This is a genomic window from Bacillus sp. F9_6S_D1_P_5 (assembly GCF_054823925.1).
Genome location: NZ_JBTREW010000009.1, coordinates 1 through 14,201, shown reverse-complemented (window position 1 = coordinate 14,201; position 14,201 = coordinate 1). Strand labels below are relative to the sequence as shown.

The window sequence follows — 14,201 nt, the reverse complement described above, 5'->3', positions numbered from 1 at the left end:
AGGAGTTCAAGGTTTTTACCCTTGAACTCCTTTTTGTTAAGCGATATGGATGTGATATGTTTTCAACCATTCATTTACTTGAAGCATGTATTCCATAGCACTTCTTGCTTCAAAATTGTTAATTTCTTTATTGCTTTCATCGGCAATGGCAAGTAATGTAGAATGATTAATAAGTGAGAAAATAGGATTGTTTTTATTGCTGCACATGTCGAGTGATAAATGACGGATTGTTTGTAAATAATGTGGGTCTTGTGAAGTTGGATAAGCACTTTTTCTTCTATTACGTACATCGTCAGGTAAAGCAGGTTGCAGTGCTCTACGTAAAATGCCTTTTTCAATATTATCAATGCTTTTTATGTTGAAAGGAACGTTCCATAAATATTCAACTAATCGATAATCGCAAAACGGTACACGAACTTCAAACCCTACAGCCATACTCATACGGTCTTTACGGTCGAGTAAGAACGGGAGAAATCTCGTTAAAAATAAATAAAACATTTGACGTTGTTTTGCGGATTTTTTACTTTCACCTTCAAGAGTAGGTACTTCAAGTATCGCTTCTTGGAATCGTGCATCAATATAGTTTTCAAGGTTGCATTCGTTATTTACTGCATTTAGTAGAAGAGGAGAAGTATTCTTCCAATTTGTTAGCCATGGAAACTTATCGACATATAGTAATTCTTCTTGGTGAAACCAAGGATACCCGCCGAATACTTCATCAGCAGATTCTCCAGATAACGCTACAGTTGCATCTTTTTTCATTTCGCAAAATAGTAAATATAGTGAAGTTTCCATTTCACCAGCACTCGGTAAATCTTTTGCACGGAGGGGAACGAATAAGTGATTTGCTAATTCTTCAGCATTCACAATAATATCATGATGAGATGTCCCTACATGTTCAGAAACGCGTTTTACCCAAGGAGCGTCTAAACCAGTGCGAGCAAATGTTAGCTCGAAATCTTTTGCACTATTTACAAAGTCAACGGAATACGTATGAAGTGTTTTATTTTCAGAAGCAAATTCTTTCCCCGCTAGTGCAGTAATGCCGCTAGAATCTAATCCTCCTGATAACATACAGACGAGAGGAACATCGGCAATTAATTGTCTTTTTACTGTATCTTGTAAAATAGATAAAATATGTGATGATGTATCTTCAGTAGAGTCTGTATGAGCTTTACTTTCTAAATTCCAATACTTCGTAACTACTTTTTTATCACGTGTAAACGTTATACGATGTCCGGCACGCACTTCTTGAATATGTTTAAAGACGCCACATCCGGGAGTTCGAAATAAGCCTAATCCAAATATTTCGTTTATGCCATTCGCATCAATTTCAGCAGGAACTGATGGATGCGCTAATAATGCTTTAATTTCAGATCCGAAAATGATGCTGTCATTTCTTTCAGTATAAAAGAGTGGCTTTACGCCTAAATGATCGCGTGCTAAAAATAATTGTTGCTTCTGATCATCCCATAAGGCAAAAGCGAAAATTCCGTTTAAATGTTGCACGCAATCTTCTTTCCATTCTAAATAAGCATGTAGTAATACTTCTGTATCTGAGTGCGTTTCAAATGCATGACCACATTTCCTAAGTTGTTCTCTAAGTTCACGGAAATTATAAATTTCTCCATTATAAGTAAGAGCATACGTATAATCACCAGCACGAAATGTCTTCGGCTGCGTCCCGCCTTCTGGATCAATAACAATTAAACGCCGGTGTGCAAAGGCCGCACGAGGTGAAAACCAAAATCCTTCAGCATCAGGACCACGATGCTGAATACGATTTGCCATCTTTTCTAAAATAACATGTTCATTTGAAAGATCTTTCTTCCAATCTACCCAACCTGTAATTCCACACATACACATCTCATCTCCTAATTTAAAATAGTAGATTAATGAAATAAAATGTACACTAAGTTAAAGAATGACTATATAAATAGTGTACTACATGAATTAAATTGCAGACTTGAGAAAATTTTCTTTGAATGCGTAGTTATGTGAGAAAATGGCTTAGGGAAAGTATTCCATAACATACAAAAAATAAAAAAGATGAGAGAAAATTTTTTGTAAGACGTTATATAGGGTGTAAAAGCTTTTACAAAAAAATAAGGGGACTCGCTACATGAAATCAAATGAGAAAAATTTTATAAAAAGATTGCAACGGCAAAAAGAAGATGCGCTAGAATTCGTTGTCGATACATACTTACCACTCATAAAAGGGATCACACACAAAGTTCTTCTTCCAGTTCAAAATGATGGATTAATAGAGGAATGTGTAAATGATATATTTCTTTCCATTTGGAATAACGCAAATAAATTTCATGGAGAACCGAATGATTTTAAAAAATGGATTGCGGCGATTGCGAAATTTAAAGCGATTGATTATTACCGAAAAGCGACTAGAAAAGTAGAAATTATTTTAGATGAGTTTCCTATTAGTACAGAAAAATCGGCAGAAGATGAATTAATCGTTATGGAAGATAGGGAAGAATTATTGAAGCTTATTAATCAATTAGAACCGTTAGATCAAAAGGTATTCATTATGAAATATCTTCTCGGTATGAAGACAGAAGAAATAGGAGACAAGTTAGGATTAACCAGGGCGGCGATCGATAATCGTGTGTATCGTGGAAAAAAGAAACTACAACAAAATGCTACGAATATTAGTTTTGGAGGTAGTGCCATATGAAAGACATTTATGAACTATTAAATGATATTGATATAGATGAAAAAGAACTTGAGGAAATTGAGGCTTCTGAAATTGAAAAAGAAAAAGTGAAGCGCAATGTAAAACAATCGCTACGTACGAAGAAAAAGATGAAAAGTTGGAAAAAAGGTGTTGCTGCTGCATCTATTTTAGTAGGATTATCAGTTGCAACGCTTGGTATTGGATTTCCTACATATGCAGGGGGATTGCCAATTGTAGGTGATATATTCCGATTTTTAGATAATGGTAGAACAGGGTTATATGAAAATTATAAAGCGGACGCAGAGAAGAAAACGGAGCTTCATTATAATTATCAACAATACGCCACAGTACTAAATATGACAAAAGAAAGCAATGGAATTAAGATAACGATAAATGATGCAATTTTCGATGGGAAGACAGTATCAATAAACTATTCTATAGAAAGTAACAGAGATTTAGGCGGAAATCCAAGTACATTGGATTTTTTAACTATTAAAGGAGCAGGTGTCCAATCAGGAAGCAATGAAATTACTAAAGTCGCTGATAGAAAATATACAGGTTTAATAAAAACAAGTAGCGATCTAGTTAGTAGTAAAGAACCTACAGTGAACATTGAATGGAGTATAAAAAGTATAGACATTTTAGAAACAGAAGAAACGATAAAGGGAGATTGGAATTTTAATATTAATCTAAGAGGAATAGAAAATAAAGAGCAATTGATTAGAGGTAGTACAGAAAAAGATGGTGTAAAAGTAAATATGGAGAGAATGGAAATAACACCAATGTCGTTTATTTTATACTATAACCAAGAAGTATCTCAAGAAATAAGGGGTGTATGGGATGGGGTGGATATCGATTTAGAAGTGAGTGATGATTTAGGTAATCAGTATTCTGGGGAAGGAAATGGAGGCTCAGGTGATGATTCTTATAATTTTAATTGGAGTAAAACATTCCAACAACTCAATGAGAATGCAACCAAACTAATAATAACGCCTCACGTTAATTTAAGAATTCACACTCCTGAAAATTATGGCTCGGTAACAATAGTTGGTGGACACGTAAAGGAGAGTTTCGTGTCTCGAAAACTGGGAGGCAATAAGGGTATTGTTTTAGATGACATCGTAATTGATTTAAAGAAATAAAAGAAAGACTGCCTAAAACGATAAGGCAGTCTTTTTCTCCTTAAGAACTAGTAACAAGTAACGCATGCGGATGCTGCATTTTATATTCATCTTTCCACGGAATGTCTAATTGTTCCCACGATTCGCCGCTATCATTGGATTGAAACACGCCATTGTTATTTAAAGTGTAAAACGTATGTGGTTCTGCTTGGTTTGTCGCAAACATTGAAATGACTGTACCGATTGCTGATGGTAGACCTTGCTGTACTTGCTGGAACGGAGTATCTTTCGTTTTACGATAAATATAAGATTCATAAGGAATATGGTGATGGGCGAGGTCAGCACTTGGTGCGGCAGAAACGAGAATGGTATCGCAATCAGCTGGATCAATAGCCATGCTGTATAAATAATGGTGTTCAAGTCCTTCACTGCATGATATCCAGCTATTTCCACTGTTGTAACTTTCAAGGTACGCACGATCAGGTCCGCCCATAAATCCGTCACCACATGATGCATAAAGGCGATTTGGAGCGTCAGGGTGCATAAGCAATTGATGAGCATCGATAGGAGCACCGAACTTTTTATCAATCCATGTATGCCCTCTATCATTACTTTGAATAACAGCACCAGCTTCAATTGAAACATGGATTGTATTAGGATTATTTGGATCAACTGTAATCCAGCGAACGTGATGGGTGAAAGGTCTAGGCGGAAAAGCCCACGTATAAGAAGATAATAATGATTTCATATTTTTAAGTTCAGTCCACGTTTCACCACCATTTTCTGAACGGAATAAAGCGCTCGGCTCTGTACCGACATAAACGACGCCGTAGCCGTTAACTTGTTCATTCGGGCTTATCGTTATGGAAGTAATAGAAGAGTGTAAAATACCATCCTCTTTAGGGAAATCAAAGTAACGATAGGAATCTCCAATCGGTTTCCACGAATCTCCGCCATCGTCGCTTAACCATAAACCTCGTCCAAATGTGCCGCAATATACGCGATTCTTTTGGAATGGATCAACTGCGATACAAGTAGGTTGCATATTTTGTAAGTGATATGCGGTTTCATAGTTACCATAGCGTTCTTTTACAACGATAAGTTCACGTTCCATACAGAGAAATAGTCGTTTCAATTCAATAACCTCCTTCAAATTTCTTTCATTAGTAAACAATATGAAGCTGAAAAAGAAGTAGTCTTATTTTTTGTTGAGAAAAAGGACTTGTTTGAAAAATAGCGAAGTGTATAGATAGAGGAATCGGACGTTTATGGGCGTTAATTCGGGATAAAGATGGGGAATTTGTTTCATACTAACATACAGATATTGCACTTAAAGGAGCATTCGTATGGGACATTCACATGATCACGGTCATGGTCATTCTAACAATAAAAAGGCGTTGCTAATTGCTTTCGTATTAACGACAAGTTTTATGATTGCTGAAGTAATTGGGGGATTTGTAACAAATAGTTTAGCACTTCTATCTGACGCGGGGCATATGTTAAGTGATGCAGTATCTTTAGCGTTAAGTTTACTTGCGTTCAAGCTTGGCGAAAAAACAGCAACAGCTGCGAAAACATACGGGTATAAGCGAGTCGAAATGTTAGCGGCATTATGTAATGGCGTCGTTCTTATAGTCATTTCAGTATACATTTTTATTGAAGCGATTCGCCGTTTTAAAGAACCAGTTGAGATTGCTAGTAATGGGATGCTCATTATTGCTGTACTTGGTCTGCTTATTAATATTTTATCAGCTTGGATATTAATGAGAGGCGGAGATGTGAAAGGTAATTTGAATTTAAGAAGTGCTTTCTTACACGTATTAGGTGATCTATTAGGATCAGTCGGAGCAATTATTGCAGCGCTATGTATTAAATTTTTCGGATGGACTGCTGCAGATGCGATTGCTAGTATTCTTGTGTCTATTTTAGTCATTATTAGTGGATGGCGTGTAACACGTGATACAGTCCATATATTAATGGAAGGTGCACCGCAGCACATAAATGTTGAAGAGGTAAAAAGTACATTATTAAATATTACGGTTGTAAAAGAAGTTCATGATTTGCATATATGGTCTGTCACATCTGATTTTCAAGTATTAACTTGCCATTTGATTATTAAAGGAAATGAAACGCAAAGTGTACTAAAAGAGGCTACGGACGTATTAAAAGAGAAGTTTCATGTAGAACATGTCACCATTCAAGTAGAGATAGATGGTGAGTTTAATCATAGTGAGACAACTTGCAAAGTATGAAAGAAAAAGGATAAGAAAAAGTGTCATAACATTTTTCGCGCGACATACATATATATAATGTGGCCACAAATACTTTGTAAGGTAAATATTTCATGAAATTACTTTACTTATAAAGAGTCATCTTTTATAATCAAAAGTGGTAATTGATAAAGATTATCATTTTCAATGATCGTAGAAAGGAGTTTTTTAAAAGATGAGTAGTCAACTCCGTTTTGCTGTTGAAAATCGTAAGAGGCATTTAATTGATGAGTTAATTGGAGCAGGTGTGTTTAAGATTCGCGACCGACAATTATACGAGCTGTCTTTAGAGGAATTGGAAAAAGAGTACGAAGATATGGAAGATTATGCAGATATTCAGGCATAGCTATATAGATTAGTAAAAGGTGAGCTGGTTACGATTTTGTGTAACCAGCTCTATTATTATTTCATAGAAATTATTTTTGATATTTCTTTCATTGGACGAAGCCAGTTTTGAGACATCATTAGTTCCATTTGTTTTTCGTCCTGCTTTTGCAGTGCTTGAATGATGGAGTGATGTTCTTCAATAGATTGACTTGCTGGAACAAAGTTTTGGAAAAATAAATATTCAAGACGTAAAACGTGAAGTTGCATATTTTCTAGAAACGGTTCAATATATTGGTTTTTAGCAATGGAGGAAATTGTATTGTGAAATTGTATATCTAGTTGTAAAGCTTGTTTTGCGTTTTTCTTCTCTATAGAGCGCTGAAAATCATCATTTATTTCAGAAAGTAGTTTCAGATCAGCGTCTGTAATGTTTTGAAGTGCTTGCTTTCCTATAATAGAGTGAAGACCAGCCATCGTTTCATAAATGATAGGGATGTCATCTAACTTAATAGGAGCAATTTTTGTTTTTTGCCCAGGTACCATTTCCACTAATCCAGAAAGCTCTAATATTTGAAGCGCTTCTCTTACAGGTGTCCTGCTTACTCCTAGTGCTTCAGCCAATTCCCCATCATTAACTTTTTCATTAGGCTTCAGTACACCTTCAATAATCCAATCTTGTAATTGATTTAAAACGAGTGATTTCGCCGAAACTCTTCCTTGTTTTTTATAATTTTGAGGGATAGGCATAGTGAATTCAATCCTTTCATTGTATATTTTCCTTTTTCTCATGAACAAGCTTTAATTTTGGTTTTCCTTCATCCGGTTTTTGGCTTAAGATGAGCACCATTACAATGACACAAAAAGCCCCTAATAACTGAAAAGATTGAAACGGTACATGTAATATAAGTACGGAAGAAATAATAGCTGCAAGTGGTTCAGTACAACCGAATAATGTCGTTTCTTTCGGTGTCAAGTATCGTATGCTGTCTAAGTATAAATAAAATGCAATAAGTGTCCCGAAAATGACGACAAATGTGATGAGCGGTAGAGTACTTAGTTTTACATATTTCATAGTTGATAATAAAATGAATTCTTTCGTAGAAATAAAGTGTACAATCGTTACACCAATACCTCCAATAATCATGCCCCATCCAACGATAACAGAGGAAGACCATCTTTCTAGTAATCCCTTTGAATATAAACTATAAAAAGCAAGAGATAATCCAGATAAAATCCCCCAAACGATAGCTGGTGTAGAAACAGCTAAGTTATGAACCGACCCGTTTGTTAGTAAGAGAAAAGTGCCTACTAATGAAAGGGCAATTGAAATGAAATCAATTTTTGATGGACGAACGTTCCATTTGAAAAGTAAGTATACAGTAATAAATATAGGTGCTAAATATTGCAATAAGGTTGCGACGGCGGCATTTCCTTCTTTAATAGAAGCAAAGTACGTGTACTGTACAGCAAGCATACCGAATAGGCCAAACAATATCATTTTAGTAGCATCAGATCTTTGTTTCCATATGCCGAATATTTCTTTTTTGTTCGTTCCGAATGATGAAATAATGAGCAAGATAACGCCCGATATAAGCAATCGGATTGTAACTAACCATTCAGTAGAAACATGTTCATATTGAAAAAGTTGTTGTGCAGCTGTTCCGGACAAACCCCATAAACAAGCACCAATTACAACCATAATGATTCCTTTTAAACGATTTGGATCCATAATGTATATAGTCTCCTTTCAAAAAAATATATTGGATACAATATGCAATATATCACGTAGTGTATAAAAAATAAACTGAAATTTCTTTCTTAATGTAAAGTTGTTATTTAAATTAAAGAAAGTTTGTTAATTAAGAGAACGATAAAATAAAAAAGGCTTCTGTTGACGGAAGCCTTTTTGTTTTAGATTATGAAGTGTAAGTAAAAGCCGGAATAGGGTCAATAAATGTATTCCAGTTTTGTTCCATTTCCTTTTCTGTTAATAGACAATCATCTAATGATTGTTCAATCACAGAACGATTCATATCAATACCGATAAATACGAGCTCAGTTATTCGATCTCCATATCGCTCGTCCCAGTTTTTCAATACCTCGGGTTCTTCTGTAATAATTTGATTTCTTTCAGTTTCAGGTAATGCTGCTATCCATTCACCAGCGCCTTGAATTGTAATAGAGGAACCTGCTTGAGAGAGAAGCCCTATCATATTATTACGAGATGCGAGCCAGAAAAAGCCTTTCGCTCTTACAACATCTACAGGCCATTTTTTTAGCCAATTCATAAGGCGTTCAGGATGGAAAGGGGATTTACGACGGTACACAAAGGAATTGATACCATATTCTTCAGTTTCGGGTGTATGATGTTCACTATTTAGTTCTTGCATCCAGCCCGCCGATTGACTCGCTTCCTCATAATTGAATAAATTTGTATTTAAAATTTCTTGCAATGGTACGTTGCTAAATGAAGCTTCAATAATTTTTGCACCGGGATTTAATTTTTGTAATAAATGATGAAGTTCTATCCTATCTTCTTTTTCTATTAAATCAATTTTATTAAGAATAATGACATTCGCAAATTCAATTTGGTCTATTAGTAAATCAATAACTTCTCGAGTATCATTTTCATCGATAGCCTGTTTACGGTCTAATAAACTTTCACCATCTGCAAAGTCATCCCAAAATTTATTTGCATCTACAACTGTAACCATCGTATCGAGGCAACAATTTTTCGTTAAATCGATATGAAGTACTTCGTCAGTATAAGTAAATGTTTGGGCAACTGGAATCGGCTCACTTATACCTGAAGATTCAATAATTATATAGTCAATATCATCGTTTTCAACAAGCCGACTCACTTCTATCATTAAATCTTCTCGTAGTGTACAGCAGATACAACCATTTTGAATTTCTACTAATTTCTCTTCTGTACGTGAAAACCCACCTTTTTTTATAAGCGACGCATCAATGTTTAGTTCACTCATATCATTAACGATAACAGCCACTTTTAAGTTGCTCTTATTAGCCAAAATATGATGTAGTAGAGTGGTTTTTCCAGCTCCTAGAAAACCACTTAATACAGTGATAGGTACTTTTTTCATAAAATAATCTCTCCTTTAAATCGTAATGATTACGTTTTATATTAAGTGACAAAAAAGAAAAAATCAATAATAAATCATAATGATTACGATTTAAGAATAGGAATAAACTATCAAATTTGTGCTGTAGTAGTGTAGGGAATTTGGAAAAGTATACGGTCTAATATGAATAAAGTGGGGGGATCATATTGGTTTTTAATAGAGTTTCAAAAGAATTAATAGGAATAGCCCTTATTGCTATTTTTCTTTTTTTATTATTTTTCGTAGATTTTACAAGTTTAGCAAATTTGCATAAAAGTATTCCAAAAGAATGGTTGAATGTGAATACGGTGTTTTTAAGTATTATATTTGAAGCAATACCTTTTATTTTATTAGGGGTAATTGTTTCTTCCCTCATTCAAGTGTTTGTGACGGAAGATATGATTCAAAAAGTAATGCCGAAATCACAGATTGTTGCAATGATTCCAGCGGTATTTGTCGGAATCATTTTTCCGATGTGTGAATGTGTCATTATACCAATCGTAAGAAGACTTATTCAAAAAGGACTCCCTCTTCATGTAGGAATTGTAATTTTATTGAGTGCACCTATTATGAATCCGATTGTTCTTTTATCTACCGTATATGCATTTCAAAAAAATGATGTAGTTGTATATGCACGCTTTGGGATAACAATTTGTGTGGCGCTATTAGTAGGGCTAATTGTGTATTATTTCTATCGTGGGAAAAATATTTTAAAAGATATAGAGGATCCGGTTCAGAAAAAAGAAAAAAAGGGCTGGGGGAATGTTGTGAATCACACTGTAGATGAGTTTTTTGATACGGGTAAATATTTGTTGATTGGGGCTTTTTTTGCGAGTGTATTTCAAACATTTTTTGATCGAAATGTACTTGATACAGTGGCGCATAATGAAGTGATTTCCCCAATTATTATGATGGGATTGGGTTATGTTTTATCAATTTGCTCAGCAGCCGATGCATTTATAGCGGCATCTTTTGGACATGTTTTCTCTGTAAAAGCACTTCTCGCATTTCTTGTATTTGGACCTATGCTTGATATGAAAAATACGTTAATGCTATTTGCGTATTTTCAAAAGAAATTTGTATTCTTTTTGATTGGAATTATTATTTTATCAGTGTACACAATCGTGCAAATTACAACGTTATAGGAGGTGGGAAACAGTGGAGGGACAGGAACAGAAGGCCTATCATCGCTATATTCGTGGCATTATTTTAATTGGTTTAGCAATGCTCTTATTTAAACTACTTGTAACAGGCAATATTTATAATTTTATCGCTCCAAAAATGATTAAATTTACGTATATAGCTTTTGTAGTGATTTTACTTCTTGGTTCGTTACAAGTTTGGGGAGATGGGAGAGAAAAACAGGATGATTGTAATTGTTGTAAGCATCATACAGCATTAAAATCAGGGATGAAAAGTTTCTTTGTATATGTTTTATTTGTTGTTCCAATTATTAGTGCTTTTCTATTTGGAAGTGTAACAATTGACGGAAGTTTAGCCGGAAAAAGGGGTATGAATCAAAGTGTACAGGCGAGAAGTATAGAAAAGAACGAAAAAGAGGGGATACAGGCAAATTCTGATTGGCAAGAACAAGATGAAACCTCGAATTTAAAAGTGACTGATCAAGTGGAAGAGCAATTAGAAAAAAGTATGTTAGGACAACGAAAAATACAAGTAGAGGATAAGGATTATGTTCAAACAATGAGTATAATTGGCCAAGATGTAAAAGGGTTTAAAGGGAAAGAAATTACATTCTCAGGGTTCATATATAATGATAAGGATGTGACGGGGGATAAAGTGGTAGTGGCGCGATACGGCATAACTTGTTGTATTGCGGATGCATCAGTCTGGGGGATGATTGTTGTAGGGGAAGACGTAAGAAAGCTCCCACAGGAAACATGGGTGAAAATAACAGGTTTGTTGGACGAAACGACATATAAAGGAACGCTATTTCCACTCGTAAAAGTAAACAAAGTGGAGAAAATCAATAAGCCAACAGACCCATATGTATATGATGCTTTACCCCAATAAAAAAGAATAAATTCTTCATATTTTCATGAAATAGAATCATAATCATGACGATAAAAAAATAAAGATAAGAGTAATTTGGTTTGTTAAAAATATGTGTAGAAGGAGATACGCGATGAACTGGGTTACTCATAAACCAACATTTGAATTTGATAATTATAGTCCATTTATTCGTGCGAATACTGCGTGGATTGGGCATTTAGAGTTCGCATATGATTTAGTAAGATTTGAAAAGCCAGAAATATTAGTTGAGCTAGGGACACATCTAGGCGCTTCTTTTTTCAGTTTTTGTCAAGGGGTAAAAGATGGAGGGTTACCTACAAAATGTTTTGCTGTAGATACTTGGACAGGAGATGGGCATACAGGTCCATATGGAGAAGGTGTCTTTCAAATCGTAGATAAAGTGGTGAAAATGAGCTATCCTAGTATAGGTAATTTAATTCGATCTACTTTTGATGAGGCTGTGGATCAGTTTCAAGATGGAACGATAAATTTGTTGCATATTGATGGCTACCATACGTATGAAGCAGTTTCTCATGATTATAAAACATGGTTACCGAAACTTGCGAATAACGGTATTGTATTATTTCATGATATTGAGGTGAAAAATCGAAACTTCTGCGTTTATAAATTTTGGGATGAGGTCAAGGCAAAATACCCTCATTTTCAATTTGAACATTCATATGGGCTTGGAGTATTATTTCCGAAAGGTTGTAGCGATAAGTTTGTGGAAATACTTAAAAATAAAGAAGAAATACAAAATATGTATAAATAAAAGTAGAGCATGCATCATTTTAATGATGTGTGCTTTTTTTTGTGAAAAAAATGTAAGTGTTTGAAAGGTGAGGATCATAGTGAAAATTTTTGTTGTGGCAAATATTAAAAAAGTTATTCTTGGGTGGTTCTATATAAAAATGTAACATTTTTTATATTTTCCATTGCGAAAAGTAACATCTACTTTTACAATAGAAAAGGTGTTATATTATACTGGAAAAATAAATCGAAATAATATGAAAATTTTGTTTTGTCTTCGCTAATTGTATATCACATACATGTAAGACGACACACGTCATGTTATCGACTTGTAAGGAGAGAAAAAAATGAAAAGTGTAAGATTACCATCGATGCTAGAAATCATAGTTCTTTTATTACTATTTCTTGCTGTTGTCTTTTCCTTCCAAACGATTTTTGATCTCCCAATTCAATTAGCGCTATTTATTTCATGGTTTTTAGTAATTGCGCTTGGATTAAGATTAGGATTTCGTTATCAAGAATTGCAAGATGCAATTACGAAAGGGATTTCTAACGGATTAGAAGCAATACTGATTTTAGTTGCAGTAGGTGCTTTAATTGGAACATGGATTGCTGGCGGCGTAGTACCAACATTAATCTATTATGGATTAGAGTTTATTCACCCTAGCATATTCCTATTAGCAACATTAATTATTTGTTCAATCACTTCTATCGCGACAGGAACATCATGGGGAACAGTTGGAACAGCAGGTATTGCCATGATGGCAATTGGTGAGGGACTTGGATTGCCACTTCCGCTTGTTGCTGGTGCAGTTCTTTCAGGAGCTTATTTCGGCGACAAATTATCACCACTTTCTGATAGTACAGTTCTGGCAGCTTCTATGGCGAAAGTAGATGTTATTGCTCACGTTCGAGCTATGCTCGTATTAGATGTTCCGGCTTATATTATTACTAGCATTATGTTTACTGTAGCTGGTTGGATGTATGGCGGCGATAATGTAGATTTAAATCGAGTAGAGTTTTTAAAAGAAGCTTTATTAAAGCAATTTGATATTAAAATATGGATGCTTGTTCCAGCGGTCATTGTTATCGTTCTATTAGCGATGAAGAAACCGTCTATGCCAACAATTGCAATGGGAGCTTTAATTGGTGCAATTTGGGCAACTCTTTTCCAAGGAATGAACTTTGGAGAGGCGATTGGAACAGCGTATAACGGATTCTCAATTCAATCTGGTGTTGAGTTTGTTGACAAGTTATTAAACCGTGGTGGAATTAACGGTATGCTTGGCTCAGTAGCCGTTATTATTTTCGGTTTAGGATTTGGTGGATTACTTGAAAAACTAGGTGTTTTAAAAGTAATCGTATCAAAATTTGAAAAGAAATTAAATTCTGCAGGTAATGTAACATTGTCTACATTAATCGTGGCATTCTTAGCGAATATATTTGGTTGTGCGATGTACGTATCACTAATTTTAACACCGAAAATTATGGAAGATAGCTATGATAAATTAAAAATAGACCGACGTGTATTAGCGCGTAACTCAGAAGTAGGTGGAACGTTAACTTCAGGTATGGTTCCATGGTCTGATAATGGTATTTTTATGGCTGGTATTTTAGGTGTAGCAACATTCTCATACGTTCCATTTATGTGGTTAAGCTTCGTATCATTAATTTTAGCAGTTATTTACGGATATACAGGCAAATTTATTTGGTATGTAGATGATGCCGATAAAGGAAAGCAAGCATCATAAAATAAAAAAATCACCTTCTACATATTGTAGAAGGTGATTTTTTTATTTTCAGGCTGTGGAGAAAGTCTTCTCCACAGCCTATTTTTGTGTCTGAACCTCTTTTTATGTGTCAACACTGATAAAAAAGAGGAAAAGGAGAG

Annotated in this window: 13 protein-coding genes; 8 read left to right on the top strand and 5 right to left on the bottom strand. The window is 34.8% G+C overall.

Annotation, left to right across the window (positions count from 1 at the left end):
- Positions 1-36: 36 nt before the first annotated feature.
- Positions 37-1,860, bottom strand: a complete 1,824-nt coding sequence (gene asnB, locus ACUXEY_RS12645) for an asparagine synthase (glutamine-hydrolyzing) (RefSeq protein WP_461300846.1) — start codon at positions 1,858-1,860, stop codon at positions 37-39.
- Positions 1,861-2,122: 262 nt separating this feature from the next.
- On the opposite strand from asnB, the gene ACUXEY_RS12640 reads away from it, so the two are divergent.
- Positions 2,123-2,689: a sigma-70 family RNA polymerase sigma factor gene (locus tag ACUXEY_RS12640; RefSeq protein ID WP_461300845.1), complete on the top strand. Its 567-nt coding sequence runs from the start codon at positions 2,123-2,125 to the stop codon at positions 2,687-2,689.
- A complete protein-coding gene (locus ACUXEY_RS12635) occupies positions 2,686-3,831 on the top strand; it encodes a DUF4179 domain-containing protein (RefSeq protein WP_461300844.1) in 1,146 nt (381 codons plus the stop codon). The genes ACUXEY_RS12640 and ACUXEY_RS12635 overlap by 4 nt, the downstream gene beginning before the upstream one ends.
- A gap of 40 nt (positions 3,832-3,871) precedes the next feature.
- Here the strand turns inward: ACUXEY_RS12635 and ACUXEY_RS12630 are convergent, their stop codons facing one another.
- Positions 3,872-4,945: a WD40/YVTN/BNR-like repeat-containing protein gene (locus ACUXEY_RS12630; RefSeq protein ID WP_461300843.1), complete on the bottom strand. Its 1,074-nt coding sequence runs from the start codon at positions 4,943-4,945 to the stop codon at positions 3,872-3,874.
- Positions 4,946-5,156: 211 nt separating this feature from the next.
- On the opposite strand from ACUXEY_RS12630, the gene ACUXEY_RS12625 reads away from it, so the two are divergent.
- Together ACUXEY_RS12625 and fbpA are read left to right on the top strand one after the other, a co-directional pair.
- Positions 5,157-6,062 (top strand): cation diffusion facilitator family transporter, encoded by a 906-nt coding sequence (locus tag ACUXEY_RS12625; RefSeq protein ID WP_461300842.1) that lies wholly within the window; start codon positions 5,157-5,159, stop codon positions 6,060-6,062.
- Between the two features lie 193 nt (positions 6,063-6,255).
- Positions 6,256-6,426 carry a Fur-regulated basic protein FbpA gene (gene fbpA, locus ACUXEY_RS12620; protein WP_000098301.1) on the top strand — a complete coding sequence of 57 codons (171 nt, stop codon included), beginning with the start codon at positions 6,256-6,258 and terminating at the stop codon, positions 6,424-6,426.
- A gap of 56 nt (positions 6,427-6,482) precedes the next feature.
- Here the strand turns inward: fbpA and ACUXEY_RS12615 are convergent, their stop codons facing one another.
- The 3 genes from ACUXEY_RS12615 to ACUXEY_RS12605 form a co-directional block, all read right to left on the bottom strand.
- Positions 6,483-7,154 carry a GntR family transcriptional regulator gene (locus tag ACUXEY_RS12615; RefSeq protein WP_166702391.1) on the bottom strand — a complete coding sequence of 224 codons (672 nt, stop codon included), beginning with the start codon at positions 7,152-7,154 and terminating at the stop codon, positions 6,483-6,485.
- Positions 7,155-7,170: 16 nt separating this feature from the next.
- Complete coding sequence (locus tag ACUXEY_RS12610; RefSeq protein WP_166702393.1) at positions 7,171-8,136, bottom strand: DMT family transporter; 966 nt, start codon at positions 8,134-8,136, stop codon at positions 7,171-7,173.
- Between the two features lie 187 nt (positions 8,137-8,323).
- Positions 8,324-9,511, bottom strand: coding sequence for a GTP-binding protein (locus ACUXEY_RS12605; protein ID WP_461300841.1), 1,188 nt, complete (start codon positions 9,509-9,511; stop codon positions 8,324-8,326).
- Between the two features lie 185 nt (positions 9,512-9,696).
- Between ACUXEY_RS12605 and ACUXEY_RS12600 the strand changes: the two genes are divergently transcribed.
- The 4 genes from ACUXEY_RS12600 (at position 9,697) to nhaC (ending at position 14,061) form a co-directional block, all read left to right on the top strand.
- Positions 9,697-10,674, top strand: a complete 978-nt coding sequence (locus tag ACUXEY_RS12600) for a permease (RefSeq protein ID WP_461300840.1) — start codon at positions 9,697-9,699, stop codon at positions 10,672-10,674.
- A 13-nt stretch (positions 10,675-10,687) separates the two neighbouring features.
- On the top strand, positions 10,688-11,560 hold the full coding sequence (locus ACUXEY_RS12595; RefSeq protein WP_376905319.1) for a TIGR03943 family putative permease subunit: 873 nt from the start codon (positions 10,688-10,690) through the stop codon (positions 11,558-11,560).
- A 112-nt stretch (positions 11,561-11,672) separates the two neighbouring features.
- Positions 11,673-12,332 carry a class I SAM-dependent methyltransferase gene (locus ACUXEY_RS12590; protein WP_461300839.1) on the top strand — a complete coding sequence of 220 codons (660 nt, stop codon included), beginning with the start codon at positions 11,673-11,675 and terminating at the stop codon, positions 12,330-12,332.
- A gap of 325 nt (positions 12,333-12,657) precedes the next feature.
- Positions 12,658-14,061: a Na+/H+ antiporter NhaC gene (gene nhaC / locus ACUXEY_RS12585; protein WP_000843992.1), complete on the top strand. Its 1,404-nt coding sequence runs from the start codon at positions 12,658-12,660 to the stop codon at positions 14,059-14,061.
- The last annotated feature ends 140 nt before the right edge of the window (positions 14,062-14,201 follow it).

What these genes read in the sequence shown, in the direction of transcription:
- asnB (WP_461300846.1), bottom strand. Translation starts at nt 1,860, where the DNA reads ATGTGTGGAATTACAGGTTGGGTAGATTGGAAGAAAGATCTTTCAAAT.
- ACUXEY_RS12640 (WP_461300845.1), top strand. Translation starts at nt 2,123, where the DNA reads ATGAAATCAAATGAGAAAAATTTTATAAAAAGATTGCAACGGCAAAAA.
- ACUXEY_RS12635 (WP_461300844.1), top strand. Translation starts at nt 2,686, where the DNA reads ATGAAAGACATTTATGAACTATTAAATGATATTGATATAGATGAAAAA.
- ACUXEY_RS12625 (WP_461300842.1), top strand. Translation starts at nt 5,157, where the DNA reads ATGGGACATTCACATGATCACGGTCATGGTCATTCTAACAATAAAAAG.
- fbpA (WP_000098301.1), top strand. Translation starts at nt 6,256, where the DNA reads ATGAGTAGTCAACTCCGTTTTGCTGTTGAAAATCGTAAGAGGCATTTA.
- ACUXEY_RS12615 (WP_166702391.1), bottom strand. Translation starts at nt 7,154, where the DNA reads ATGCCTATCCCTCAAAATTATAAAAAACAAGGAAGAGTTTCGGCGAAA.
- ACUXEY_RS12610 (WP_166702393.1), bottom strand. Translation starts at nt 8,136, where the DNA reads ATGGATCCAAATCGTTTAAAAGGAATCATTATGGTTGTAATTGGTGCT.
- ACUXEY_RS12605 (WP_461300841.1), bottom strand. Translation starts at nt 9,511, where the DNA reads ATGAAAAAAGTACCTATCACTGTATTAAGTGGTTTTCTAGGAGCTGGA.
- ACUXEY_RS12590 (WP_461300839.1), top strand. Translation starts at nt 11,673, where the DNA reads ATGAACTGGGTTACTCATAAACCAACATTTGAATTTGATAATTATAGT.
- nhaC (WP_000843992.1), top strand. Translation starts at nt 12,658, where the DNA reads ATGAAAAGTGTAAGATTACCATCGATGCTAGAAATCATAGTTCTTTTA.